This is a genomic window from Achromobacter animicus (genome assembly GCF_040775605.1).
In the GTDB taxonomy this organism is placed as follows: domain Bacteria; phylum Pseudomonadota; class Gammaproteobacteria; order Burkholderiales; family Burkholderiaceae_B; genus Achromobacter; species Achromobacter animicus.
Map to the genome: position 1 here is coordinate 766,176 of NZ_JAYGJK010000001.1, position 24,946 is coordinate 791,121.

At 64.3% G+C, this 24,946-nt stretch carries 26 protein-coding genes and 1 other RNA gene; 11 read left to right on the plus strand and 16 right to left on the minus strand.

The window, feature by feature from the left end:
* Positions 1-18: 18 nt before the first annotated feature.
* The 10 genes from AB3147_RS03395 to AB3147_RS03440 form a co-directional block, all read right to left on the minus strand.
* Positions 19-831, minus strand: coding sequence for an ABC transporter ATP-binding protein (locus AB3147_RS03395; RefSeq protein ID WP_175139065.1), 813 nt, complete (start codon positions 829-831; stop codon positions 19-21).
* Positions 828-1,871: a FecCD family ABC transporter permease gene (locus AB3147_RS03400; protein ID WP_175139064.1), complete on the minus strand. Its 1,044-nt coding sequence runs from the start codon at positions 1,869-1,871 to the stop codon at positions 828-830. The genes AB3147_RS03395 and AB3147_RS03400 overlap by 4 nt, the downstream gene beginning before the upstream one ends.
* Complete coding sequence (ybgF, locus tag AB3147_RS03405) at positions 1,871-2,560, minus strand: tol-pal system protein YbgF (RefSeq protein WP_056564227.1); 690 nt, start codon at positions 2,558-2,560, stop codon at positions 1,871-1,873. The genes AB3147_RS03400 and ybgF overlap by 1 nt, the downstream gene beginning before the upstream one ends.
* An 85-nt stretch (positions 2,561-2,645) precedes the next feature.
* A complete protein-coding gene (gene pal / locus AB3147_RS03410; RefSeq protein WP_056564223.1) occupies positions 2,646-3,146 on the minus strand; it encodes a peptidoglycan-associated lipoprotein Pal in 501 nt (166 codons plus the stop codon).
* Positions 3,147-3,177: 31 nt separating this feature from the next.
* Entirely contained in the window at positions 3,178-4,503 is a 1,326-nt protein-coding gene (gene tolB, locus AB3147_RS03415) for a Tol-Pal system beta propeller repeat protein TolB (protein WP_175186389.1), read from the minus strand.
* 16 nt (positions 4,504-4,519) lie between these two features.
* Positions 4,520-5,689 (minus strand): cell envelope integrity protein TolA, encoded by a 1,170-nt coding sequence (gene tolA, locus AB3147_RS03420; RefSeq protein ID WP_279976059.1) that lies wholly within the window; start codon positions 5,687-5,689, stop codon positions 4,520-4,522.
* Positions 5,690-5,728: 39 nt separating this feature from the next.
* Positions 5,729-6,187 carry a protein TolR gene (tolR, locus tag AB3147_RS03425; protein WP_105237338.1) on the minus strand — a complete coding sequence of 153 codons (459 nt, stop codon included), beginning with the start codon at positions 6,185-6,187 and terminating at the stop codon, positions 5,729-5,731.
* On the minus strand, positions 6,187-6,867 hold the full coding sequence (tolQ, locus tag AB3147_RS03430; protein WP_056564211.1) for a protein TolQ: 681 nt from the start codon (positions 6,865-6,867) through the stop codon (positions 6,187-6,189). The genes tolR and tolQ overlap by 1 nt, the downstream gene beginning before the upstream one ends.
* A gap of 2 nt (positions 6,868-6,869) precedes the next feature.
* A complete protein-coding gene (gene ybgC, locus AB3147_RS03435; RefSeq protein ID WP_056564208.1) occupies positions 6,870-7,292 on the minus strand; it encodes a tol-pal system-associated acyl-CoA thioesterase in 423 nt (140 codons plus the stop codon).
* Positions 7,293-7,349: 57 nt separating this feature from the next.
* Positions 7,350-9,080, minus strand: coding sequence for a proline--tRNA ligase (locus AB3147_RS03440; protein ID WP_175125352.1), 1,731 nt, complete (start codon positions 9,078-9,080; stop codon positions 7,350-7,352).
* 65 nt (positions 9,081-9,145) lie between these two features.
* Here AB3147_RS03440 and AB3147_RS03445 point away from each other — a divergent pair, with 65 nt between their 5' ends.
* The 6 genes from AB3147_RS03445 to AB3147_RS03470 all read left to right on the plus strand — a co-directional run bounded on the left by AB3147_RS03445 (position 9,146) and on the right by AB3147_RS03470 (position 15,243).
* Complete coding sequence (locus AB3147_RS03445; protein ID WP_056327909.1) at positions 9,146-9,718, plus strand: RNA pyrophosphohydrolase; 573 nt, start codon at positions 9,146-9,148, stop codon at positions 9,716-9,718.
* Positions 9,699-10,385, plus strand: a complete 687-nt coding sequence (locus AB3147_RS03450; protein WP_056327910.1) for a response regulator — start codon at positions 9,699-9,701, stop codon at positions 10,383-10,385. The genes AB3147_RS03445 and AB3147_RS03450 overlap by 20 nt, the downstream gene beginning before the upstream one ends.
* The gene (locus AB3147_RS03455) at positions 10,386-11,918 is read left to right on the plus strand and encodes a sensor histidine kinase (RefSeq protein WP_175125350.1); all 1,533 of its coding nucleotides are present in this window, start codon (positions 10,386-10,388) and stop codon (positions 11,916-11,918) included.
* Positions 11,919-12,247: 329 nt separating this feature from the next.
* Positions 12,248-12,676, plus strand: a complete 429-nt coding sequence (locus tag AB3147_RS03460; protein WP_175186404.1) for a tripartite tricarboxylate transporter TctB family protein — start codon at positions 12,248-12,250, stop codon at positions 12,674-12,676.
* A gap of 6 nt (positions 12,677-12,682) precedes the next feature.
* A complete protein-coding gene (locus tag AB3147_RS03465) occupies positions 12,683-14,206 on the plus strand; it encodes a tripartite tricarboxylate transporter permease (protein ID WP_175139058.1) in 1,524 nt (507 codons plus the stop codon).
* Positions 14,207-14,313: 107 nt separating this feature from the next.
* A complete protein-coding gene (locus tag AB3147_RS03470; RefSeq protein WP_175139057.1) occupies positions 14,314-15,243 on the plus strand; it encodes a 2-hydroxyacid dehydrogenase in 930 nt (309 codons plus the stop codon).
* Here the strand turns inward: AB3147_RS03470 and AB3147_RS03475 are convergent.
* Entirely contained in the window at positions 15,237-16,172 is a 936-nt protein-coding gene (locus tag AB3147_RS03475) for a LysR family transcriptional regulator (protein WP_175125345.1), read from the minus strand. The genes AB3147_RS03470 and AB3147_RS03475 overlap by 7 nt on opposite strands.
* Positions 16,173-16,368: 196 nt before the next feature.
* Between AB3147_RS03475 and AB3147_RS03480 the strand changes: the two genes are divergently transcribed.
* On the plus strand, positions 16,369-16,998 hold the full coding sequence (locus AB3147_RS03480) for an FMN-dependent NADH-azoreductase (RefSeq protein WP_175186393.1): 630 nt from the start codon (positions 16,369-16,371) through the stop codon (positions 16,996-16,998).
* A 75-nt stretch (positions 16,999-17,073) separates the two neighbouring features.
* Here AB3147_RS03480 and AB3147_RS03485 read toward each other — a convergent pair whose 3' ends face one another.
* The 4 genes from AB3147_RS03485 to AB3147_RS03500 all read right to left on the minus strand — a co-directional run bounded on the left by AB3147_RS03485 (position 17,074) and on the right by AB3147_RS03500 (position 21,808).
* On the minus strand, positions 17,074-17,979 hold the full coding sequence (locus AB3147_RS03485) for an NAD(P)-dependent oxidoreductase (RefSeq protein ID WP_175125340.1): 906 nt from the start codon (positions 17,977-17,979) through the stop codon (positions 17,074-17,076).
* A gap of 57 nt (positions 17,980-18,036) precedes the next feature.
* On the minus strand, positions 18,037-19,641 hold the full coding sequence (locus AB3147_RS03490; protein ID WP_218342119.1) for a gamma-glutamyltransferase family protein: 1,605 nt from the start codon (positions 19,639-19,641) through the stop codon (positions 18,037-18,039).
* A 183-nt stretch (positions 19,642-19,824) separates the two neighbouring features.
* Complete coding sequence (locus AB3147_RS03495; RefSeq protein WP_218342117.1) at positions 19,825-21,330, minus strand: tripartite tricarboxylate transporter permease; 1,506 nt, start codon at positions 21,328-21,330, stop codon at positions 19,825-19,827.
* 13 nt (positions 21,331-21,343) lie between these two features.
* Positions 21,344-21,808 (minus strand): tripartite tricarboxylate transporter TctB family protein, encoded by a 465-nt coding sequence (locus tag AB3147_RS03500; protein ID WP_063956077.1) that lies wholly within the window; start codon positions 21,806-21,808, stop codon positions 21,344-21,346.
* A 480-nt stretch (positions 21,809-22,288) separates the two neighbouring features.
* Here AB3147_RS03500 and AB3147_RS03505 point away from each other — a divergent pair, with 480 nt between their 5' ends.
* The 4 genes from AB3147_RS03505 (at position 22,289) to AB3147_RS03520 (ending at position 24,112) form a co-directional block, all read left to right on the plus strand.
* Complete coding sequence (locus AB3147_RS03505; RefSeq protein WP_175186396.1) at positions 22,289-22,735, plus strand: hypothetical protein; 447 nt, start codon at positions 22,289-22,291, stop codon at positions 22,733-22,735.
* Positions 22,736-23,047 (plus strand): cell division protein ZapA, encoded by a 312-nt coding sequence (locus AB3147_RS03510; protein WP_076518838.1) that lies wholly within the window; start codon positions 22,736-22,738, stop codon positions 23,045-23,047. It begins immediately after the preceding gene.
* Between the two features lie 31 nt (positions 23,048-23,078).
* Positions 23,079-23,264: non-coding RNA, 6S RNA (gene ssrS, locus AB3147_RS03515), on the plus strand.
* A gap of 83 nt (positions 23,265-23,347) precedes the next feature.
* Positions 23,348-24,112 (plus strand): SIMPL domain-containing protein, encoded by a 765-nt coding sequence (locus AB3147_RS03520; RefSeq protein ID WP_175125330.1) that lies wholly within the window; start codon positions 23,348-23,350, stop codon positions 24,110-24,112.
* On the opposite strand, the gene lgt is transcribed toward AB3147_RS03520, so the two are convergent.
* A complete protein-coding gene (gene lgt / locus AB3147_RS03525; protein ID WP_056327922.1) occupies positions 24,087-24,875 on the minus strand; it encodes a prolipoprotein diacylglyceryl transferase in 789 nt (262 codons plus the stop codon). The genes AB3147_RS03520 and lgt overlap by 26 nt on opposite strands.
* Positions 24,876-24,946: the final 71 nt, after the last annotated feature.

The window sequence follows — 24,946 nt, forward strand, 5'->3', positions numbered from 1 at the left end:
CGCTGCGGCCCGCCCCGGTCAGCCGGGGTGCGCCTGAAGCCCGTCGATCAGCACCTGCCGCCGCCCCTGCGAGCACGATTCCACCCGCGCCTCCACGCCATAAACGGCGGCCAGCGAATCCGGCGTGATGACGTCCGCCGGCGCTCCCGCGGCGTGCAGACGCCCCTCGTGAATCATCACTGCCTGATCCGCGTGCTGCAGGGCCACGTTCAAGTCGTGCAAGACGATCAGGCTGATCAGGCCATGCTCTCGCGTTTCTTGCCGCAGCAGCCGCATGACGTGGAACTGATAGTTCAAATCGAGGGCCGATAGCGGCTCGTCCAGCAGCAGCACGCGCGGATGGCGGATCAACGCCTGCGCCAGGCCCACCAGTTGCTTTTGTCCGCCGGAAAGGGCGTCCAGATAGTGCAACGCCAGATGTGCAATACCCAGCCGCGCCAGCAGTTGGTCGATGGCCTGCAGATCAACGGGCCCCGCCGCGGCGTCGCTGGCGCGCGCCGCGACCAGTACCGATTCGAACACGCGCAGGTGAACCGCCGCGGGCAGGCTCTGCGGCAGATACACCACGTGGCGCGCGCGCTCGCCATGGTCCAGCCGGGTCAGGTCCAGCCCGTCCAGCGCCGCGTTGCCCGTCCGGGGCCGCACCAGACCCGCCAGGGCCTTGAGCAACGTCGACTTGCCGCTGCCGTTGGGTCCCAGCAGCGCCGTCACCTTGCCCGCCGCCAGCGGGGGGATCGACAGGTCGTGCAGGACGTCTTCGCGCCCGTAGCCCACCGTCAGCGCTTGCACCGTCAGTCCGGAAGATTGGGTCGTGTGTGCCGGTGTTGTCATGGCAATTGGCGGCGCAGCACGACGGACACGAAGAAGGGGATGCCGACCAACGCGGTCACGATCCCCACGGGCACCACCACGCCGGGCATCAGATTCTTGGACGCAATGGACGCCATCGACAGGATCACGGCGCCCACCAGCGCGCTGCCCGGCAGATAAAAGCGGTGGTCTTCGCCGAACAGCCGCCGCGCAATGTGCGGCGCGACCAGCCCGATGAAACCGATGGTTCCCACGAATGCCACGGCCAGCGCGGACAGCAGGCTCACGCGCGCCAACGCCGACACGCGCACGCGGCGCACGTCCACACCGAAGCTCGCGGCGCGATCCTCGCCCAGCCGCAACGCGGTCAGCTTCCACGATTGCCGCATGGCCAGCGGCAGCGCCACCGCAAACGCCAGCGCCAGCACGCCCACGGTCGTCCAGCTTGAACGCGCGAGGCTGCCCATCGTCCAGAACACCAGGTTCTGCAAGGCTTCGGCGCTGGCCGTGAACTGCACCAGCGACACCAGCGCATTGAAGGTGAACACCATGGCGATGCCGAACAGCACGACGCCAGAGGTGTTCATGCCGCCCCAACGGGCCACGGCATCGAGCAGCAGCGCGGCCAGCAGGGCAAACAGGAAAGCGTTGGCGGCGATCAGCCAGCCGGCCGGAATGCCGGGCAATCCGAACTGAAGCACGATCGCCAGCGACGCCCCAAAGGCGGCCGCCGACGACACGCCCAGGGTGAACGGGCTGGCGAGCGGGTTGTTCAGAATGGTCTGCATCTCGGCGCCGGCCAAGCCGAGCGCCATGCCCACCAGCGCGGCCATCAGCGCGGACGGCAGGCGGATGTCCCAGACGATCACGCGATAGGTCGGATCGGCGTCGCCGGGCGCGGCCAGCGTCTGCCAGAGCGCGCGCCAGGGCAGGCCGGACGGGCCCACGGTGAAGTCGATCAGCAGTGCAAACAGAATCGCCGCCAGCAGCAGGGCAATCAGCCCCGCCCGGCGGCGAAGAATGTGGCGGTAAGCGCCTGCCGCGCTTGCGGCGTGCCGCATTACTGCAGCAGTTGCAGCCGGCTCTTGGCCGTGGTGGCGGCCGGCGTGGTCGGGTAGTCGCGAACAATGCGCTGCAAGGTGGTCTTGGCGCCGGCGCGGTTGTTCAGTTCGATCTGGCTGCCGGCGATGATCAGCAGCGCGTCGGGCGCACGGGCGTTATCCGGCGACTTCTGGACCATGGCGTTCAGTTGCTCGATGGTGCCCTTGAAGTCCTTCAGCGCATAGCGGCTGCTGCCCTGGTAGAACTGGGCGCTGGGCGCGAGCTGGCTGTTGGGATAAAGCGCGGTGAAGGCGGCCAGCGATTCGGCCGCTTCCTTGTATTGGCCCTTGCGGAACAGGTCCATCGCGCCGTCATAGGCGGTCTGTTCCTGGGGATCGCCGGCGGAGGCTCCCGGCGGATTGGCGCTGCCCGGGGCGGTGCCCGGCTTGGCGCTCGGTTGCTGGCGCGATACCAGTTCAAGCTGGTCGCGCAGTTGGGCGATTTCCTGCTGCAACGACTGGATCTGGTCGGCCAGTTGCAGCTTGGCGCGTTGGCTTTGCTCGTTCTGCTGCTGCACCTGCTGGCGCAAATCCAGGATGGCCTTGCGGGCTTCATCGTCGGAAAAAGCGTGAGCGGGGGCCGTGAGGGCGGCAAGCGCCAGGCCAGTGGCCACAATCAGGGGACGCAGGGACAGAACGTAATCGCGCATGAATATTCCCGGGTATAAAAACAAACGTCGGGACGGCCGGCTGGCCGTCCCGACGCGAGGTAGGGCTCCAGACTAAGCGAAAATCTTAGCGCAGATAGTTGATATCGGCGCGGCGGTTTTCAGCAAAGTCGGCTTCAGTCGTACCCGTCGAGCGCGGCTTTTCCTTGCCGAAGCTGATGGTTTCGATCTGGTTGTCGCTGACGCCCAGCAGGGTCATCATGCGACGCACGGCGTCGGCACGACGCTGGCCGAGGGCCAGGTTGTACTCAGCACCGCCGCGTTCGTCGGTGTTGCCTTCGATCTTGATCTTTTGCTGTTGGTGCGAAGCCAGATACTTGGCATGGGTTTCGACCAGGCCACGGTATTGGTCCGACACGGTGTAGCTGTCGAAATCAAAGTACACCGAGCGCTGTTGCGCCAGGATGCTTTGGGGGTTGAAAGGATCAAGGATTTGGCCAGAGGCCGAAGATCCTTGGCCAGCGCCTCCACCCTGACCCGCTTTATCGTCGAGAGGGACGGAGCTGCAAGCTGCCAGGGCGGCAGCCAGAGCGGCGATGGTTAGGCTTTTGGCAATGCGCGACTTCATGATAGTTCCTTTGCAAAGAGAGTCACACGTGTTATCGGGTAATGAATGGGCCCCAAGTCGGTTCACGTATTTCCCCGTTCAGTACCGAAAGCGTTTGTCGCACGCGTCCATCGCTTGACACACCTGCCAGCACGCTACGGCCATTCTGGATGGCGGCGTAGAGCACTTGCATTCCGTTGGGCGCAAAGCTGGGCGACTGATCGTCACGACCATCAGTCAGCAAGGCTTCGGCACCAGTGGACAAGTTCAGAGATGCGATTCGAAACGCGCCGTCTCGTCTTGCAACGTACAGCAGCGTCGATCCATCGGGGGAAATTCGGGGTGAGATGTTGTAACCACCATTAAACGTGAGACGGCGTGCTTCGCCGCCTGTCGAGCCGGTCTGATAGATTTGCGGCCCGCCGCTGCGGTCACTCGTAAAGATAATGGAAGCGCCGTCGGGCGTAAAGCTCGGCTCGGTGTCAATCCCGGGAGAACGCGTAACTCGGCTCGGATTCGAGCCATCGGCCGCATTAACGACGTAAATTTGCGACAAACCGTCACGCGTCAGGGCGACAGCCAGCTTGCTGCCATCAGGCGACCAACCGGGGGCGCTGTTGTTGCCCTTGAAGTTGGCGACCGGTGCGCGGGCGCTGGTGGCCAGCGTGTGCACGTAGACGACGGGTTTGCCGGACTCGAAGCTCACGTAGGCGAGCTTGGCGCCATCGGGCGACCAGGACGGCGAAATGATCGGCTCGCGCGAGCGCAGGGCAACCTGCGGATTCTGGCCGTCGGCGTCAGCCACCTGCAGTTCGTACGTGGAACCCTTCTTCAGCACGTAAGCGATACGGGTCGAGAACACGCCGCGAACGCCGGTGATCTTTTCGTAGATGCGGTCGGCGATCTGGTGGGCCACGCGGCGCAGTTCCTGTTCGGTGCCCGAGAAGGCCACGCCGTCCAGCTGCGACTTCTTGACCGTGTCGGCCAGGCGATAGCGCACGTCGTAGCGGCCATCGGCGCCGCGGGTAATGCTGCCGTAGGCGATGAAATCGGCGCCCTTGCCGCGCCAGTCGTCGTGGGCGATCGGGGAATCGACGTTCAGGCCGGAGCCGGCCGCGTTGATCAGGCGGAACTGGCCGGTGCGGGTAAGGTCGGCGCGGATGACTTCGGCCAGCGCGCGGCCGTGGGTATCGTCAACGGCGAAGTCGGCGATAGCCACGGGGTATTGCGTGGCGCCGGTGCCGGAGATATCGACACGCAATTGTGCGTGGGCGGGCTTCATGGCCATCAGGCAGGCAAGCGCCACCATCAGCAGTCCGATTCCATACGCTCTCCAGAGCGCGAGAGTGGGTACTCGTCGACTATAAGCGGGAGTCATGTTCGTCAATCTCCTGTCAGTCATACATTCTGTAGACAACGTCAATAATGGGTTCGTAGCGGCCCGTCGAGGGCTTCGGGAACGGGTTGCAACGGCGGATGCCTGTCTCGACCGCGCGGTCGAAGCCGGAGTTGCCAGAAGAACTGGTCAACGTAACGCCATTCACCTTCCCGTCAGAACCTAACTGTACCCGGTATTGGGCGGTCGGATTTCCCGAGCCGCTGCGGGGCGGGGGCGGATACGCCACCCCGGGTTGCACGCAGGCGCGGACCTTGGCGCCGTAGCCGCTGTCGCGTCCGCCGCCCGCCTGATTGCGGTCGGCGGTGCCGCCCGGAATGCCGGCGGCGCCCAGGGCGTCGTTGCGGAACGCGTCCTTCAGCGCCTTGTCGGCGGCGGCCTTTTTGGCGGCGGCAGCCTTCTCGGCAGCCGCCTTTTCGGCCGCCGCTTTCTCAGCCGCAGCCTTTTCGGCAGCGGCCTTTTCCGCGGCAGCCTTTTCAGCAGCCGCCTTCTTGGCGGCTTCTTCCTTGGCCTTCTTCTCGGCAGTCGCCTTTTCAGCAGCGGCCTTCTCGGCTGCGGCCTTTTCAGCGGCGGCCTTCTCGGCGGCAGCTTTCTCCGCAGCCGCCTTCTGGGCGGCAGCCTTTTCAGCCGCGGCCTTTTCGGCAGCCGCCTTTTCGGCGGCCTGGCGTTCCTGTTCCAGGCGCTTCTTTTCCTTCAGTTCGGCCTGCTTGCGCTCTTCCTCGAGACGCGCCTTTTCCTTGGCGGCCTCGGCGGCTTCGCGCGCTTTCTCTTCCTGCTCGCGCTTTTTCTTGGCTTCCTGGATGGCGATCTCGGGATCGACTTCCTCGGTCTTGGCCTGAACCTGCGGTTCGGGCTCGGGAGGCGGCGGCGGGGGCGGCGGAGGAGGCGGCTCAGGCGTCTTTTCCGGCTCCGGCTCGGGCTGGGGCTTCGGTTGCGGCTTGGGCGGTTCGGGCTGGGGCGTGGGCGGCGGCGAGACGGGCGAATTGCCGTCTGCCCAGAGCTGCACCTGGACGGGGCCAGGGTTCTCGGTATGCCAGTTCACGCCAAAGATCAGGGCAACCAGCAGCAGCAGGTGCACCGCCACAGCCAGAATCAGCGAATTCCGGTTGTCGTTGTTGGGCGGGGTGGCCGGCGGGCCGCTGCGGTGTCGAATTATGGGTGGCGTCATGTGCGGTGCATGCCGGCCAGGCCGGCGGAGGGCGGCGCGTTAGCGTTTCTTGGCGGGGACGGGCTGGGAGGCGGCGCCGGACTGGTCCACCAGCAGGCCCAGGCGGGTGATGCCGTTGGTGCGCAGCTCGTCCATGACCTTCACGACCGTCTCGTAGGGCACCTTGCCGTCGGCGGCGATCACCACCGGCGTTTCCGCGGTAATGCGCGAACGCACCTGCGCGACCAGTTCGGGGCGCGCGATGTCCTGCATGGTGGCGCCGGCTTCACGCATGCGCAGCGCGATCTTGCCGTCTTCCGAAATCTGGACTTCCAGGGGCTTGACCGGCACGTCGGAGGCGGCGCCCACCGACGGCAACTGGATCAGTCCGGGCGTGATCAGGGGCGCGGTCACCATGAAGATGACCAGCAGCACCAGCATCACGTCGATGTACGGCACCACGTTGATGTCGGCCTTCATGCGGCGGCCGGACCTGCCGCGCGAGCTTACCGAGGGCATTAGCGCACCTGCCGTTGCAGAATGTTCAGGAATTCATCGACGAAGCTGTCGAAGCGGATCGAGATGCGGTCGATGTCATTCGTGAAGCGGTTGTAGGCAACCACGGCCGGGATGGCGGCGAACAGGCCGATCGCGGTGGCGATCAGCGCCTCGGCAATGCCGGGGGCCACCGAGGCCAGCGTGGCCTGCTGCATGTTCGACAGGCCGATGAAGGCGTGCATGATGCCCCAGACCGTGCCCAACAGGCCGATGTACGGGGACACCGAACCGGCGGACGCCAGGAAGTTGAGGTGGGATTCCAGCGAGTCCATTTCACGCTGGTAGGCGGCGCGCATGGCGCGGCGCGGGCCGTCCAGCACGGCCGTGGCGTCGCCGCTGGCGTTGCCGCGGCGGGCCTTCAGGAATTCGGTCATGCCGGCATCGAAGATGCGGGCGAGGGCGCCTTGCTCGTCGCGGCGCGAGGCCACGGCCTGCTGCAGCATCGACAGGTCGCCGCCCGACCAGAAGTCGTCTTCAAAGCGGCGCGTCTGGTCATGGGCCCGCTTGATGGCCATGCGCTTGGCGAAGATGTAGGTCCAGGACATGATCGAGATGCCCAACAGCATCAGCATGATGAGCTGGACCGGCACGCTGGCGTGCGAAATCAGCGAAAGCAACGACATGTCGTTGGTGACTTGCATGGTTATTCCTGAATGAATTCCAGTTTTGCGCGAATGTCAGCCGGCAACTCCGCCGGCCGCATGTGAACGGCATCGACGCAACAGACTTGGATGTTGCCTTCGGCAAGCAGTTCCCCGTTGCGCTCCGCGCGCTGCGCGAAGTGTATCGAAGCGCGGCCCAGTTTGGTGACTCGGCTGCGTATGGTAAGCAAATCGTCCAGTCTGGCCGGTTTGCGGTAGGACATGTCCAGGGCGCGAACAACGAACAGCCGTTGCTCGCTGGCGGCCAGTCCGGACTGGTTGACGCCAAGGTCCCGCAGCCATTCGGTGCGGGCCCGCTCCAGGAATTTCAAGTAGTTGGCGTAGAAAACCACCCCGCCGGCATCCGTGTCTTCGTAGTAGACGCGGACTTGCAGGGTGGATTCGGCGGACTTCGGGTCGGTCACGGTACTCAACAGATGATATGCGGGTCGGGACGCGGAAAGTCCGTAGTGGCTACAAGGTTAGAGCGTGTCGAGCTTGGTCAGCACGGCTTCAAGCGCGGACTCTACCGGAATCTTGGCCGCTTCGGTTTCCCGGCGGGCCTGCAATTCCACCACACCATCGTTCAGGCCGCGTTCTCCAACTGTTACACGCAGCGGCGCACCGATCAGTTCCCACTCGGCAAACATGACGCCGGGGCGGGCATCGCGGTCGTCCAGCACGACATCAACGCCGCGCGCCAGCAGGGATTCATAGAGCTTTTGCGCGGTGTCACGCACCGTTTCACTTTTGCCCCAGCCCACCGGGCAGATCACGACCTCGAACGGCGCGAGCGCTCGGGGCCAGATGATGCCGCGCGCGTCGTGGTTCTGCTCGATGGCGGCGCCCACGATGCGGGTCACGCCGATCCCGTAGCAACCCATTTCCAGGACGGCAGGCTTGCCGGTTTCGTCCAGGAAGGTGGCCTTCAGGGCTTCGGAGTACTTCTTGCCCAGGTAGAAGACGTGGCCCACTTCGATGCCGCGCTGGATCGACAGCGTGCCCTTGCCGTCGGGCGAGGGGTCGCCGGCGACCACGTTGCGCAGGTCGGCCACGAGTTCGGGCTCGGGCAGGTCGCGGCCCCAGTTCACGCCCTGGGTGTGGAAATCTTCGCGGTTGGCGCCGCACACGAAATCGGCCATGTTGGCCACGGTGCGGTCGGCGATGACGTGGACCGGCTTGACCGTCTTGACCGGGCCCAGGTAGCCGGGCTTGCAGCCAAAGTATTCGACGATCTCGGTTTCGGTGGCAAAGCGGAAGCCCGACAGGCCCGGCAGCTTGCCCGCCTTGATTTCATTCAGTTCGTGGTCGCCGCGCAGCAGCAGCAGCCAGATGTCGACCTTGCCCTTTTCGCCGTCGGTGGCCAGGACGATCGACTTGATCGTGCGTTCCAGCGGAATGTCCAGCAGCTTGGCCACGTCCTCGCACTTGGCGGCGCCCGGCGTCGCGACGTCTTGCATCGTCTGGGCGGCAGCGGCACGGGTGGCGTACAGGCTGGGCGCCTCGGCCAGCTCGATGTTGGCGGCGTAGTCCGAGTCCGCGTTGTAGACCAGCAGGTCTTCGCCCGTGTCGGCGATCACCTGGAACTCATGGCTGCGCGTGCCGCCGATGGAACCCGTATCGGCCGCCACCGCGCGGAACTCCAGGCCCAGACGGCCGAAGATGCGCATGTAGGCGGCGAACATGGTGTCGTAGCTCTTCTGGGCGCCGGCTTCGTCACGATCGAAGGAATACGCGTCCTTCATCGTGAACTCGCGGCCGCGCATCAGGCCGAAGCGCGGACGGCGCTCGTCACGGAACTTGGTCTGAATGTGATAGAAGTTCAGCGGCAGCTGGCGGTAGCTGTGGATTTCATTGCGCGCGATGTCCGTGATGACTTCCTCGGACGTCGGCTGCAGCACGAAATCGCGCTGGTGCCGATCCTTGATGCGCAGCAGTTCGGCGCCGTACTGCTCCCAGCGGCCGGATTCCTGCCAGAGTTCGGCCGGCTGCACCACGGGCATCAGCAGCTCGATGGCGCCCGCCGCGTTCATTTCTTCGCGGATGATCGCCTCGACCTTGCGGATGACCTTCAGGCCCAGCGGCATGTAGGTGTAGATGCCGCCCGCGAGCTTGCGGATCATGCCGGCGCGGGTCATCAGCTGGTGGCTGGCGACTTCCGCTTCGGACGGGGCTTCTTTGAGGGTGTTGATGTGGTAGTTGGATGCGCGCATGTTTAAAGGTGGCAGCAGATACGTATAATCGACCGTAATTGTATTGAATTCGGTGGGGGTGGCCCATGCTTGACCGCGAAGGCTACCGCCCCAATGTCGGCATCATTCTCGTCAACACTAGAAACGAGGTCTTTTGGGGCAAGCGTATCAGGGAACATGCGTGGCAGTTCCCCCAGGGCGGCATCAAGTATGGCGAAAGCCCGGTGCAGGCCATGTATCGCGAACTCCATGAAGAGGTGGGCCTGAAGCCCGAGCATGTCCGTATTTTGGGGCGTACACGCGATTGGTTACGTTATAACGTGCCCGATCACTTTGTCCGGCGTGAGTGGCGTGGCCACTATAAAGGACAAAAACAGATTTGGTTCTTGTTGCGCCTGGTGGGACGTGACAGTGATGTTTGCTTGCGCGCGACGCAGCATCCGGAATTCGACGCCTGGCGCTGGAGCCAGTACTGGGTTCCGCTGGATGCCGTCATCGAGTTCAAGCGAGACGTCTATACCCAGGCGTTGAACGAGTTGTCGGCTATCCTCTTTCGGCGCCATCACGAAACCCGCTACCTGCGCCAACGGGTGCATGGTCAGCGGGCTGCAGAGAATTTGCCCGAAGGAACGGACGGTCATGCGCATATTGTTGGTTGAAGACGAACGGGACATGGCGTCCTGGCTGATGCGCGCGCTCGCCCAGAGCGGGTTTGTGCCCGATCACGCGGCGGACGCGCGCACGGCCGAAGCCTTCATGGCGGGCACCGAATACGATGCCATCGTCATGGACTTGCGCCTGCCCGACAAGCATGGTCTGGTCGTCCTCCGGGAAATGCGCAACCGTGACGACCGCACGCCCGTCCTGCTCCTGACCGCGCAAGGTGCACTTCAGGACCGTGTGCGCGGCCTGAATCTCGGCGCCGACGACTTCCTGACCAAGCCCTTCGCCCTTGAAGAACTCGAAGCGCGCTTGACCGCGCTCGTGCGCCGCAGCCGCGGCCGCCAGCATCCGCGCCTGCAGTGCGGCTCGCTGTCCTACGACAGCGAAAGCCGTGCGTTCACGCTGGACGGATCGCTGCTGTTCCTGACGCCGCGCGAACACGCCGCCCTGGCGGCGCTGCTGACGCGCAGCGGCTACCCGGTGGACAAGTCGCAATTGTTCGGCAAGGTCTTCACGCACGACAGCGAAGCCAATCCGGACGCCATCGAGGTCGTACTGCACCGCCTGCGCAAGAAGCTGGCCGGCAGCGACGTGCGCATCGTGACCGTGCGCGGGCTGGGCTACATGCTGGAAAGCGTCGCCAGCGAGTCCGCGGAACCCTAAGTGAGCCTGCGGATTCCCGGACTGCCGCGCGTCGGCATCCGCGCGCTTCTCATCATCCTGCTGCTGCCCGGCGTGGTGGTGCTGCTGGTCATCGACAGCCTGAACGACTACCGCACCCTGGCCGAGATCACCAACGAAGCCTACGACAGCGCGCTGGTGGAACCCGCGCGGGTGCTTGAAAGCAGCCTGGAATTCACGCCGGACGGCAACCTGCAGGTTGCCACGCCGCTCTACGCGCAGGTCATGCTCGAATCTCGGGCCGGCCTGCGCAAGTATTTCCGCATCGAGGAAATCGATCCGCCCTTGCCCGACGGGGCGCCCGTGCCCCAGACGCAGGGCAAGACGCTGCTGGGCATGCCGGAGATGCCGCGCCCGCCGTCCTGGCCCCGGTCCAACGGCCAACCCATCTTCTACGACAGCGTGTACCGCAACGATCCCGTGCGGGTCGTTTCCGTGGTGCGCGATCTCTATTACCAGGGCCAGCATCGCCAGGTGCTGGTGGTCGTGGCCGAAAGCACCGGCAAGCGCATCGAGGCCGAGAACAATGCGCGGCGCCAGGAGATCCTGCGCGATTCACGCATGCTGGCGCTGGTCGTGCTGCTGGTCTGGTGGGGCGTGTCGTGGGCCTTGAAGCCGCTGCGCCGGCTGCAGGCCGACATCCGCGGACGCCGGCCGGACGACCTGACGCCGCTGGACGCCTCGCGCGTGCCCAGCGAAGTCGCTCCGCTCGTCGAAGCCGTCAATCACCACATCGCCCGCTACCGGCGGGTGCTGGACGAGCAATCGAACTTTCTTGCCGACGCCTCGCATCAATTGCGCACGCCGCTCGCCATCATGCTGACGCAGGCGCAATACACGCTGCGCGAACGCGATCCCGCGCGCGTGCGCGAGGGACTTCGCGCCATCGTCGACCAGCTCGGGCGCACGCGCCGGCTGACCGAACAGCTTTTGTCGCTGGCGCACGCAAACCAGGCCGGCCAGACCCCGCGCCAGTTGCTCGACATGAACGCGGTCTCGCGCGAAGTCGTCCTGCAGTACCTGCCGCTCGCGCACGAAAAACAGCAGGATCTGGGCTGGGTGCAGGCCGATGCCGAAGACGGCCAGGACACGCCGGTGCCGGTGTCCGGCAACGAGGCCGAGCTGCACGAGGCCTTGTCCAATCTCGTGCACAACGCGATCCATTACGCGCCGGTCGGCGCGCAAATCACGGTTTCCGTCTGCCGTGCCGACAACAGGGTCGAGGTCGCCGTGTCCGACAATGGGCCGGGCCTGGATCCGGTCATGCGCACGCGCGCCTTCACACGGTTCGAGCGCGTGGGTACGGACAAGCCGGTGACCTCCTCCGGTTCCGGCCTGGGCCTGGGCATCGCGCGCGCCTACGCCCGGCGCAACGAGGGTGACATCGAACTGCGCGATGGCGAGCCCAACGACCAGGGCGGCGTCGGCCTCGCGTCGGTGCTGTGGCTGCCGCTGGCGCCCACCGTATCGCAGTATCCGCGGCCCGCCGAGGTCCAGCTCAAGGGCGATCAATAACCGGGCGATCAATAACCGGGCGATCAATAAGGCGGCGCTCCCCAGCGCCTTCCTCGACGCTCAATCCATCAAGGTCCGCTTCCCCACTACCCGCTTTTTTCGCGGCTTCGCGCATGCCGATCAGGGATAACCCCCGGATTCAGGAATGCGACAGCGCATAGAAAGCGGATTAGCAGCTTCCTTCCGTAATCTGCGATCCGGCCTGTCGTCAGGGGCCGGGCGCTGTCCGCTTCGTGCAGCGCATGAAAGGCCGGCGCTGTCCGGCACAAGGAAGGAGGACGGAAGTGAAAAAGACAATCAACAGAAAGGACTATTACGGCGGCGCGCTGATGGTCCTTATCGGCATGGCCGCGATCTATGGCGGCACCGACTACCACATCGGCTCGCTCAGCCACATGGGTCCGGGATTCTTCCCCGCGGCGCTCGGCGGCCTGCTGGCGCTCACCGGCCTGCTGATCGCGATGTCGGCGCGCTCGGCCGAACCCGCGGCCCCGGCGCCCGCTGAAGGCCATCCCACCGGCATGCCGGATATCCGCGGCAGCGTCTGCATCCTGCTCGGCATCCTGGCTTTTCTGCTGCTGGGCCATTACGGCGGCCTGCTGCCCGCCACGTTCGCCATCGTTTTCATCTCGGCGTTGGGCGACCGCAAGAACACGATCAAACAGGCCATCCTGCTGTCGATCGCCATGTCCGCGATCGCGGTCGTCGTTTTCTGGTGGGCGCTGCAACTGCAGCTTCCGCTGTTCCGCTGGGGTTGATGCGCCATGATTTCTCAAGCTTTGGTAGACCTTTGGTACGGCTTCGGCGTCGCGTTCCAATGGCACAACCTGATGTGGTCGTTCTTCGGCGTGCTGGTGGGCAACCTCATCGGTGTGCTGCCCGGCATGGGCGCGCTGTCCGCGATCTCCATCCTCCTGCCGCTCACCTACGTCATGCAGCCCGTGCCCGCCATCCTGATGCTGGCCGGCATTTTCTATGGCTCGCAGTACGGCGGCGCCATCGGCGCCATCCTGCTCAACCTGCCTTCGCACCCGCCGCACGCGGTCACGTGTCTTGACGGTTATCCATTGACCAAGCAGGGCAAGGGCGGGACAGCGCTCGGCATCACGATGATCTGCTCGTTCTTCGCGGCATCGGTCGGCATCATCGTCATGATCTTTGCCTCGCCGCTGCTGGTGGAAGTCGCGTTCAAGTTCGGCCCGACCGAGATCTTCTCGATCATGCTGCTGGGCCTCTTGGCGGGCGCCACCATGTCGCGTGGCTCGCCGCTTAAAGGCGTGGCGATGACGCTGTTCGGCCTGATGTGCGGCGTGGTCGGCACCGACGTGAACACCGGCACGATCCGGTTTTCGTTCGGCCTGCTCGACCTGTCCGACGGCCTTGAACTGGTCGCGATCTCGATGGGGCTGTTCGGCGTTGCCGACTTCCTGATGAGCGTGAACCGCATGACCATCATCGGCAGCGGCGCCAAGCTGCGACTGCGCGACATGCGGCCCAGCAAGCAGGAGCTGAAGACCGCCTTCTGGCCCATGGTGCGCGGCACGGCCGTCGGCACGCTGTTCGGCGCCATGCCCGGCACCGGCCCGACCATCACCACCTTCGTCGCCTACGCGCTGGAACGCAAGGTCTCCAAGACGCCCGAGAAGTTCGGCACCGGCATGATCGCCGGCGTGGCATCGCCCGAAGCATCGTCGCATTCGAAGACGCAGGTCGACTTCATCCCGACGATGAGCCTGGGCATTCCGGGCGACGCCGTGATGGCGCTGATCCTGGGCGCGCTGCTGATCCAGGGCATCCAGCCCGGCCCGCAGCTCATCACCGAGCATCCGGACATCTTCTGGGGCCTCATCGCCAGCTTCTGGGTCGGCAACGTGCTGCTCATGGTGCTGAACGTGCCGCTCATCGGCGTGTGGGTCAAGCTGCTGCAGGTGCCGTACCGCTACCTCTTTCCCTCGGCGTTGTTCTTCATCGCGGTGGGCGTGTACAGCACGCAGAACAGTCTCTTCCAGATCTGGGAAGTGCTGGCATTCGGCGTGATTGGCGCGGTCCTGATGACGCTGGAGTTCTCGGTGGCGCCCATCCTTCTGGGCTTCGTGCTCGGCCCCATGGTCGAAGAGAATTTCCGCCGCGCGCTGCTGCTGTCGCGCGGTGACCTGGCGGTGTTCGTCGAACGTCCGATCAGCGCATGGTTCATCGGCGCCAGCGCCTTGCTGATCGCGCTGCAGGTATGGGCCTTCCTGCGTCGCAACAAGGGCAAGAACAAGCCTCAGCTGCCGCAGACGGCCTGATCCCTCGGCTTGCTTCTGGCACACGCGGCCCGGCTTTTGCCGGGCCGTTTGATTTGTACGGCGGCATCCCTCATGCTTGGGGTTTTCATCGCCCGCGCACTGCCACCATGCACATTCTCTTTGCTTGTCCCCATCACGATCCTGACGCCTGGGTGCCTCGCCTCGAGGCCGCCATGCCCGGTTGCCGTATTTCGGTTTGGAATCCCGACGGCCCGCCGTCTGGTGCCGAGGTCGCGCTGGTCTGGCGTCCGCCGGCCCAGCTCTTCCAGCACGAAACCGGTTTGCAAACCCTCTTCAATCTGGGCGCGGGCGTCGATGCCTTGCTCAAGATGCCGGAGATCCCGGCCCACGTTCGCATCGTGCGTCTCGAAGACGCCGGCATGGCCGTGCAGATGGCCGAATACGCGCTGTATGCGCTGCTGCGCGTCTCGCGCGATTTCGAAGCCTTCGACCAGGCGCAGGCACGCCAGCATTGGGACACCCGCGAGGGCACCCGGCAGGCGGACTGGCCCGTGGGCGTTCTCGGGTTGGGGCAGGTCGGTGCGCGCGTTGCGCAAACCCTGGCCGAATTCGGCTATCCCGTGGCCGGCTGGTCGCGCTCGCCGCGCGAGATCCCGGGTGTTGAATCCTTCGCTGGCGAGGCCGCCTTGCCGGCCTTCTTGGGCCGCACGCGTTTTCTGGTCAACGTGCTGCCGCTGACGCCCGACACGCAAGGCATCCTCAACCGCGAAACGCTGTCGCAGCTGCTGCCTGACGCGCATCTGGTCAACGTGGGACGCGGCGAGCATCTGGTCGAAGACGATCTGGTGCAGATGCTCGAAGAGGGCGAAATCGCGGGTGCCACGCTCGACGTCTTCCGCACCGAACCGCTGCCGAAAGACCACCCGTTCTGGCACGACCCGCGCGTCCATGTCACGCCACATATCGCCGCGCGCACGCTGCGCGACGAAAGCATCGAACAGATCGCGGGTAAGGTCGCGCAACTGATGCGCGGCGAATCCATCACCGGCGTCGTGGAGCGCTCGCGCGGCTACTGAGGCGCGGGCGTCACGGCTTTCTCCAGCCGCTCGTACATCGAGGGCAGGCGCTGCGACAGGAAATCCAGCAGCGTCCGCACGGCGGGCATCATGCCCCGCCGTGACGGATAGATGCAGTGCACGATGCCCTCGGGCGATTGCCATTGCGGCAGCACCGGCACCAGCTGCCCGCGGCGCAGTTCCTCCTGCGTGGCGATCGACGGCAGCAACGCGATGCCGCGTCCCCGCACGGCCGCTTCCGTCAGCACGATGAAGTCGTTGCACGACAGTTGCGGCTTCAGTTCGATCTGCACCTCCTCGCCCTTGTCATTGCGCAGCGGCCACCGCACTTCGTTCTGCGGATCGCTGAAACTCAGCGTCACGTGCGACGCCAGGTCCTGCGGCGTATCCGGCGCGCCGTGGCGCTGCAGATATCCCGGACTGGCCACCAGCGTGCCGCGCGCCGTGCCCAGGTGCCGGACAACCAATTCGGCGTCCGTGTCGAGCTTCGTGCGCACCCGCAGCGCCAGGTCCACGCCTTCGCGGATCAGGTCCACCCGCCGGTTGGTCACCAGCAATTGCACCGAGATCGCGGGCCATGCATCCAGGAATTCCGGCAGCAGCGGGGCCAGCACGTCCTGCGCGATCGACACGGGGCAGCTCACGATCACCGGCCCGGTCGGCTCCGCCTGCAACTGCCGCATCGCGTCGTCCGCCGCGCGCGCCGATGCGGCCATCTCCCGGCAGTAATGCAGATAGCGCTCGCCGGCGGACGTCAGCCGAAGCCGGCGGGTGGTGCGCTGCAAAAGACGCACCCCCAGGCTTTCTTCCAGGTGGGAGATACGGCGGGATAGACGGGATTTCGGAATGTCCAGCGCGCGCGCTGCGGCGCTGAAGCCTCCTTGCTCGACGACTTGCGAGAAGTAGTAGAGGTCATTGAGATCTTGCATGATTGTTCTATGCTTGGAACGAACAGTTCATCATACCCGTATTTATGTATTCAATCGGTCCTACTACAGTGTCGCCATGCACAACGGATCTGCCAACGCCGCCCAAGCGGCAAGGCCCCGCCCGATCATCCTGACGGGTGCGGCGCTGACAGATCCAGACCGTCCACCCCGGGCGGGCCCACTGGAGATATCTGCAATGAAAACCCTGGTCATCCTTTCCTCGATTCTCGGCGAACGTTCCAACAGCAAGCAATTGGCCGATCACCTGATCGCCCGCATCAAGGCGTCGAACCCGGCCTCGGCCATCAAGGTTCGCGACATCGGCGCGCAACCGATTCCTTATTTCGACGGCAACACCGCTGGCGCCCTGTTCACGCCCGCTGAATCGCGCTCGGTCGAGCAACAGCGTCTGGTCGAACTGAGCGACTCGCTAGTCGCCGAAGTGATGGAAGCCGATCGCATCGTCTTCGCCGTGCCCGTGTACAACTTCAACCTGCCGGCGCAGTTCAAGTCCTACCTGGATCACCTGGCGCGCGCCGGCGTCACGTTCCGTTATACGTCGGAAGGCGTGCCCGAGGGGCTCGTCAAGGGTAAACAGGTGGTCGTGCTGACCGCGCGTGGTGGCAAGGCGGAAGGCACGCCGTCCGACACGATGACGCCTTACCTGCGCCAGATGCTGGCGTTCCTGGGAATGACCGAAGTGACTTTCATCGCCGCGGAAGGCATGGCCATGGGCGAAGTGGCCGCGCTGGAAGGACTGGCCCTGGCCAAGCAACGCATCGACGCGCTGCTGCCGGCTGCCAGCGAAGCCTCGCTCGCCGCCTGACCCGGCGGCGCTGCCGTATCAAGCAAAAAGGCGAGCCGGAAGGCTCGCCTTTTGCATTGGGCCAGGACGGCACGCTTAGTCGCGCAGACGCTTGATGAGGCTGGACGTGTCCCAGCGTCCGCCGCCCAGTTTCTGGACGTCGCCGTAGAACTGATCCACCAGCGCGGTCAACGGCAGGCGCGCGCCGTTGTTGCGCGCCTCCGCCAGCACCAGGCCCAGATCCTTGCGCATCCAGTCCACCGCGAAACCGAAGTCGAACTTGTCGTCGACCATGGTGCCGCCGCGGTTCTCCATCTGCCAGCTCTGCGCCGCGCCCTTGCTGATCACGTCCAGCACCTGCTTCATGTCCAGCTCGGCCGCCTGGCCGAATGCGATCGCTTCCGACAGGCCCTGCACGATGCCGGCGATGCAGATCTGGTTGACCATCTTGGCAAGCTGGCCGGCGCCCGGGGGGCCGACCAGCGTGACCGCGCGGCCAAAGCACTGCGCGACGGGCTGGATGGCGTCAAACACCGCCTGCTCGCCGCCGCACATGACTGTCAGCACGCCGTTGACGGCGCCTGCCTGACCGCCCGAGACGGGGGCGTCCACGAAGTTCAGGCCCAGCTCCTTGGCTTTCGCGTGCAGTTCGCGCGCCACGTCGGCGGAAGCCGTGGTGTGGTCGACGAACACGGCGCCCGGCGCCATGCCGGCGAACGCGCCGTCAGGACCCAGCACGACGCTGCGCAGGTCGTCGTCATTGCCCACGCAGGCAAAGACGATCTGCGCGCCGGCAACGGCTTCGCGCGGGGTGGCCGCGCTATGGCCGCCAAACTCGGCGACCCAGGCCTGCGCCTTGGCGGGGGTCCGGTTGTAGACCGTGACGTCATGTCCGGCGCGGGCCAGGTGACCGGCCATGGGCAAGCCCATCACGCCCAATCCGAGGAAAGCGACTTTCTGGGCTACGGCTGCGTCGTAGCTCTTGGTACCGATCGTTGCCATGCAATGGACTCCGCTGAATAAGGGTAGGTCTGTTTCAGGACACTAACCTTAACGCAATCAAAAGCCGGCGGCGAGTCCATCTCTGCGGCTATCGCTGGCGCTGACGTAACCGTCCACGGCCGGGTCGCCCAGCCGCCAGATGAATTGCCCCGATCCAAAGTCCATGTACGGATCGTCCATGCCCTGCAGCACATGGCCGCGCTCGCGCAGCCCCTGCGCAAGGGCAGGGGACACCGTCGGCTCCAGGTCCACCTCCAGGCCCTGGTTCCACTTCCAGCGCGGCGCATCGCACGCGGCCTGCGGCTGCTGGCGGTAGTCCAGCATGCGCACCAGCGCCTGCATCTGGCCCTGCGGCTGCATGTTGCCGCCCATGACGCCAAAGCTCATCACCGGCGCGCCATCACGCATCAGAAAGCCCGGAATGATCGTGTGGAACGGCCGCTTGCCGCCCGCGACCACGTTGGCGTGTTCGGGATCGGCGCTGAAGCAATGGCCACGGTTCTGCAGGCTGACGCCCGTGCCCGGCACCACGACGCCGGATCCGAATCCCATGTAGTTCGATTGGATGAAGCTGACCATCATGCCGTTGCGGTCGGCGGCGGTCAGATAGACCGTGCCGCCTTGCGGCGCGTGACCGGTCGCGAAAGTCTGCGCGTGTCGCGGATCGATCAGTCGCGCGCGCTCGGCCAGGTAGTCGGCCCGCAGCATCTCTTCGGGGGCGACCCGCATGTGGCGCTCGTCGGCCACGTGCGCATAGACGTCGGCAAACGCCAGCTTCATCGCTTCGATCAGCAGATGCTGCGTCTCAGGATGATCGATCGGACGCGCCGCCAGATCGAAGTTCTGCAGGATGCCCAGCGCAATCAGCGCCGCGATGCCCTGGCCGTTGGGCGGAATCTGATGCAGCGTATGGCCGCGGTACGCCTGGCTGATCGGCGTGACCCACTCTGGGGTGTAGTCGCTCAGATCTTTCAGCGTCAGGGCCGCGTCGTGCGCTTGCGCGTGTGCCACCAGCTTGTGGGCGGTCTCGCCTTCGTAGAAGTCGCGCCCGCTGGTTGCCGCAATGCGCTTGAGCGTCGATGCCGCGCCTTGCAGCACGAAATGTTCGCCGATGTGCGGCGCACGGCCGCGCGGCAGGAAGTGGTCGGCAAAGCCGGGCTGCGGTTGCAGCACGTCAGCCTGCGCGGTCCACTTCTGATGCACCATCGGTGTGATCGCAAAGCCGCGTTCGGCGTATTCGATGGCGGGCGCCAGGATGTCGGCGAAAGACAGGCGGCCCAGCTTTTCGTGCAACGCCGCCCAGCCGGCCACGCAACCCGGGACGGTCACGCTGTCCCAACCCCTCGCCGGCACCGCGCCCTGATGCTTGCGCCGGAAGTAGTCCACGTTCCAGGCGGCAGGCGCCGGTCCGGAAGCGTTAAGTCCATGCAGCTTGGCGCCGTCCCAGATGATGGCAAAGCAATCCGAACCCAAACCGTTGCTGACGGGTTCGACCATCGCCAGGGTTGCCGCCGCGGCAATGGCCGCGTCCACGGCATTGCCGCCTTGCGCCAGGATGCGCAGGCCCGCCTGGGCAGCCAGCGGCTGGGAGGTGGCGACGACGTTGCGGGCAAAGACGGGCGTGCGGGTACTCGTATACGGATTCTTCCAGTCGAAATTCATGTCGAATCATCGCGTGGGGTAAACCCGTAGCTTAACGTAGATGAAATCGGCTATGTACGATTTGTTGCTGTAGGTAATTTTCAGTAGTCTTCAGCCGGATGGCGCAGGCGCGCCCAAATGAAAAACCCCGGGACGGGCCCGGGGTTTTGAAGGTCAGCGCCGCGGCAGGGCGGCGGCTGTGCCTTAATCTTCTTCGACGAAGGTTTCTTCGCGCTTCTTGCGGATGGCCGGCAGGGCCACCAGGATCACCAGGAACACGGCGACGGCCAGCAGGGTAGCCGACAGCGGACGCGTCACGAAGGTGGAGAAGTCGCCGCGCGACAGCAGCAGGGCACGGCGGAAGTTTTCTTCCATCATGGGACCCAGCACCAGGCCCAGCAGCAGCGGGGCGCCTTCGCACTTCAGCTTCGACCACACATACCCGATGATGCCGAACATGGCCGTGGTGAAGATGTCGAACGGGTTGTAGTTAAGTGAATACACACCGATCGTGCAGAACACCAGAATCGCCGGGAACAGGATGCGGTACGGCACCTTGAGCAGCTTGACCCACAGGCCGATCAGCGGCAGGTTCAGCACCACCAGCATCAGGTTGCCGATCCACATCGAGGCGATCAGGCCCCAGAACAGCTCCGGGTGGCTCGTCATGACTTGCGGGCCGGGCTGAATGTTGTGGATCGTCATGGCGCCCACCATCAGCGCCATTACGGCGTTGCCGGGGATACCAAGCGTCAGCAGCGGAATGAACGAGGTCTGAGCTGCAGCGTTGTTCGCCGATTCCGGACCTGCCAGGCCGGCCGGGTGGCCCTTGCCGAAGCGTTGCGGATTCTTCGAGATCTTCTTTTCCAGCGTGTAGGACGCGAACGAGGACAACACCGCGCCACCACCCGGCAGGATACCCAGGGCCGAACCCAGCGCCGTGCCACGCAGCACGGCGGGAGCGGCTTCCTTGAATTCCTGCTTATTCGGATACAGCGTGCCGATCTTGTCGGTGATGTCGACGCGGTTTTCCTTCTGCTCGAGGTTGGTCATGATTTCGGCAAAGCCGAACACGCCCATGGCCACGATGGCGAAGTCGATGCCGTCTTGCAGTTCCGGCACGCCGAAGTCGAAGCGGGCAACACCCGAGTTGACGTCGGTACCGACCATGCCGAGCAGCAGGCCCAGGATGATCATCGCGATTGCCTTGGGCAGCGAGCCCGAGGCCAGCACCACGGCGCCGACCAGGCCCAGGCACATCAGCGAGAAGTATTCGGCAGGACCGAACTTGAACGCGACTTCAGCCAGGGGAGGCGCAAAGGCAGCCAGCAGCAGCGTGGCAACGCAACCGGCAAAGAACGAACCCAGCGCGGCAATTGCCAGCGCGGCGCCCGCCCGGCCGTTGCGGGCCATCTGGTGACCGTCCAGCACGGTCACCACCGCGGACGTTTCTCCTGGCAACGCCACAAGAATCGCCGTCGTGGAGCCGCCGTACTGGGCGCCGTAGTAAATACCCGCCAGCATGATCAGGCCGGCCACCGGGGGCAGCACGTACGTGATCGGCAGCAGCATTGCGATGGTCGGAACGGGGCCGATGCCCGGCAGCACGCCGATCAGCGTCCCCAGAATGCAGCCCAGCAGTGCGTAAAGCAGGTTCTCGGGCGTGAACGCCACCGAGAAACCCATCATCAGGTTGTCAAACAATTCCATGACCGGTTGCTCCTCAGTTCATGCCCAGAAACGACGGCCACAGCGGGAAAATCAGCCCCAGCCCCTTGATGAATGCCAGGTACGTGAACACCACCAGGAAGATGCCGTTGGCAACAGCGACCTTCAGGTTGAATTCATGGCTGGCAAGACTGCTGACGACCACCAGCACGAACACCGAGATGTACACGCCCAGCAGCTTGAGGATCACGCCATACAGCACGACGGAGCCCACCACCAGGAAGACGATGCGCCAGTCGAACTTGTCGACGTGAGTTTCATGGGCTTTCTTGGACAGCGAGCCAAGCAGCACGATGGCGCCGAGCAATGCAAGAACAATGCCTAGCCAGAAAGGAAAGTACCCTGGGCCCATTCGGGCAGCAGTACCCATTTGGTAGCTGCTGGCCTGCCAGGCGAATCCCAGTCCGAGAGCGATGAACATCACCCCCGACCAGAAATCCTGTCGATTGCGTAGCTGCATGATTGGTTGGCTCCTGTTTACAGCATGTAGATAAAAGAGGTTTGTAGCCGGATGGACGCTCGCCGAAAGGCGAGTGACAGGCACAAAAAAGGCACTTCGGGGTGCCATTAATTATTCTGAAAGCGACGTCGTGGTTTCTTGAAAGGCCGAATGGTAATGGACGCCCGCCACGCTGCAAACCCTGTAAGGTCTGTGAAAGGCTGGGGTTTTCCCTAGAATTGGGGAACTCCCGATCCCCGTTTGTAACGCGGTCAGAAGTTTGAGGGCTTTTTGAAAGCTAAGTGAAAGTTTATAGAAAGATTCACGAAAGCCGGATCGGCCGGATGCGGCAATTTCGACGGATGGGGACTTTTCTTGGCAGGCAAGAGCCGGTAACCTTCGCGCGCCAAAACCCAACCGTATTTCCTACTGAATATTGCCGGGTTTCTCACCTTGCGTGAAGAGGCCCGGTCCAACCCAGGATGGTTTACGATAGCGCCCATGCTGCAAGATCTAGACCAACTCGCCGCCCGAATCGGGCAACTGGTGCAACGCACCCGCCAACTCCACGCCGAGCGTGACGCGTTGCGTCTCCGCCTGAACGACTTCGAAGCCGAGCAGCGTGTGCTCAAGCAGCGCGCTGCTGATCGCGAGGCCGAGGTCGTCACGCTGCAAAGCAAGCTTCAAGATAACGACGGCGCCGTCTCGGCCATGCTCGAGGACGCCAAGCGGGCAGAAGCCGCGCTGCGCGAGCAACTCGCTCGCGAGACCGCCGAACGCCAAGCGCTCGAATCGCGCTTCGCCGCCCGCGAAAGCGAACTGCAGGGCAACCTGCAATCGCGCGACTCAGAACTACAGCGCTTGCGTGTGGCCGCCGCTTCGGCCCGCGAGCGCATCGACGCCGTCCTGGCCCGCTTGCCGGGTGCGCCGTCCGGAGAGCAACACTAAATGGAACGTGTAGACGTATCGATCCTCGGCCGTGAGTATTCACTTGCGTGCTCCGCCGAAGAAAAGCCCACGCTGCTGGCTGCCGTGCGCCATGTCGATCAGCTCATGCTGCGCATCCAGGGCACGGGCAAGGTTTCCAGCAACGAACGCATCGCTGTGATGGCTGCATTGCAGATCGCTGGCGAGTTGCTTGCAATGAAAGCGCCGGACGGTCCGCTGGGCGGTTTGGCGGTCGGCGACTTCAAGCGTAGAATTGAGGACATGAACGCAGTACTCGATGACGCCTTGTCGGGTCAGGAAAAACTGCTCTAACGTTCATAAGCTGCATTCAAGATTTTCAAGTTTGTCCCTGCCGTGTTCGTGACTAGGCCATACATTCTCTGAACCTATGTCTTTTTGGCATATTGGTTGCGGGAGTGCAGAGCTGGAGTGATTGTCTCTTGCAGACGAACCCGATGCTCTTCGGAACGCGACCACCTTGAACCTCAGGGTTCGAGATGCCGGCCTTGACGGCACAGGCGGGGCATCTATCCCAGCGGACCTGCCATGGAGCAGGTCCGCGTCGGGTGCCTCTCGGCAATTCCCCTTCGTCCTCCCACATAGGACCAGTCCATGTTCAAACACCCCGTTTTTTCGCTCACCAGGCTTGGTGCGGCGTGCGCAGCCGTGGCCGCCATCGCTGTGGCCCAACCCGTTTTCGCTCAGGCTCAGGCGCCCGCACCGGCGGCCGCTGCCGAGTCCGCCGCGAACCGTTCGCCGGAGCTGACCTTGCAAGCCATGGCGTCGTCCGAGGTCAAGCAGGACACCGTCCGCATTGCCCTGTCCGCCGAAGTCGAAGCGCCGGATCAGCCGACCGCCGGCCAGAAGCTGACCGCTGCGCTCGAAGACGTGGTCAAGCGCGCGCGCGACACCAAGGACGTGGAAGTGCGCACCAGCAACTTCAACGTCTGGCCCAACATGAACAACAAGGGAAAGATCGCCTCGTGGCGCGGCCAGGGCGAGATCGTGCTGGAATCCAAGGACTTCGCGGCTGCCGCGGCCCTGGCGTCCAAGCTTTCCGACAAGACCGCCATTTCCAACATCAGCTTCTCGCTGTCGGATGCCGCGCGTGAAGCCGAAGAGCGCAAGCTTCTCAAAGAAGCGGCGCAGGCCTTCAAAGACCGCGCATTGGCCGCGGCCAACGCGTTCGGTTTCTCCGGCTACCGCCTGTCCAAGCTGGATCTCGGCGGCTCCGGTGCTCCCGCGCCGATGCCGCGCATGATGGGCGCGGCCATGGCGAAGGGCGGTTCCTTCAGCAGCGCCGACGTCAGCGTTCCCCTTGAAGCAGGGAACGTGACGGTCAGCGTCGCCGTCAACGGGACGATCGTTTTGCAGTAAGGCTGAACATGATGGCGCCCAAGGCGACCATCGGCAGGGACAGCCACTGTCCCATGCTCAATCCCCCCGCGAGCAGACCCAGGAAGTTGTCCGGCTCGCGGGTGAACTCCACCAGGAAGCGAAACGTTCCATAACCCATCAGGAACAATCCGCTCACCTGTCCCAGCGGGCGCGGCTTGCTCGAAAACCACCACAGCAGCGCGAACAGCACGATGCCTTCCAGGCCCAGCTCATAGAGTTGCGAGGGATGGCGGGGCAGGCCGTCGCCGCTGTCGGGAAATACCATCGCCCACGGCACATCGGTGGGACGGCCCCACAACTCGCCATTGATGAAGTTGCCCAGCCGGCCAAAACCCAGGCCCAGCGGAATCAATGGCGCGATGAAATCGCTGATTGCAAAGAACGGCAGGCCCTTCTTGCGCGCAAACAGCAGCATCACCAGGATCACGCCGATCAGGCCGCCGTGGAAAGACATGCCGCCCTGCCACAGGTACAGCACTTCCAGCGGATGCGACAGGTAATAGCCTGGCTTGTAGAACAGCACATATCCCAGCCGTCCCCCCAGCACCACGCCCAGCACGCTATAGAAGATCAGGTCTTCCAGGTCCCGCACGTTCAGCGATGTAGTGTGCCCGCTCTTGATGCGATGGCGGCCCAGCAAATACACGAGCGCGAAGCCCGCCAGGTACATCAGCCCATACCAATGAATGGCGAGCGGCCCGATCTGCAGGGCGATGGGGTCGATTTTTGGATATTCCAGCATGTTCTGCCCGACACAATAAAGTTGAATGATAATAACCGGCGAGCACTGAAGATTCGCATGCCAAGCGAGCC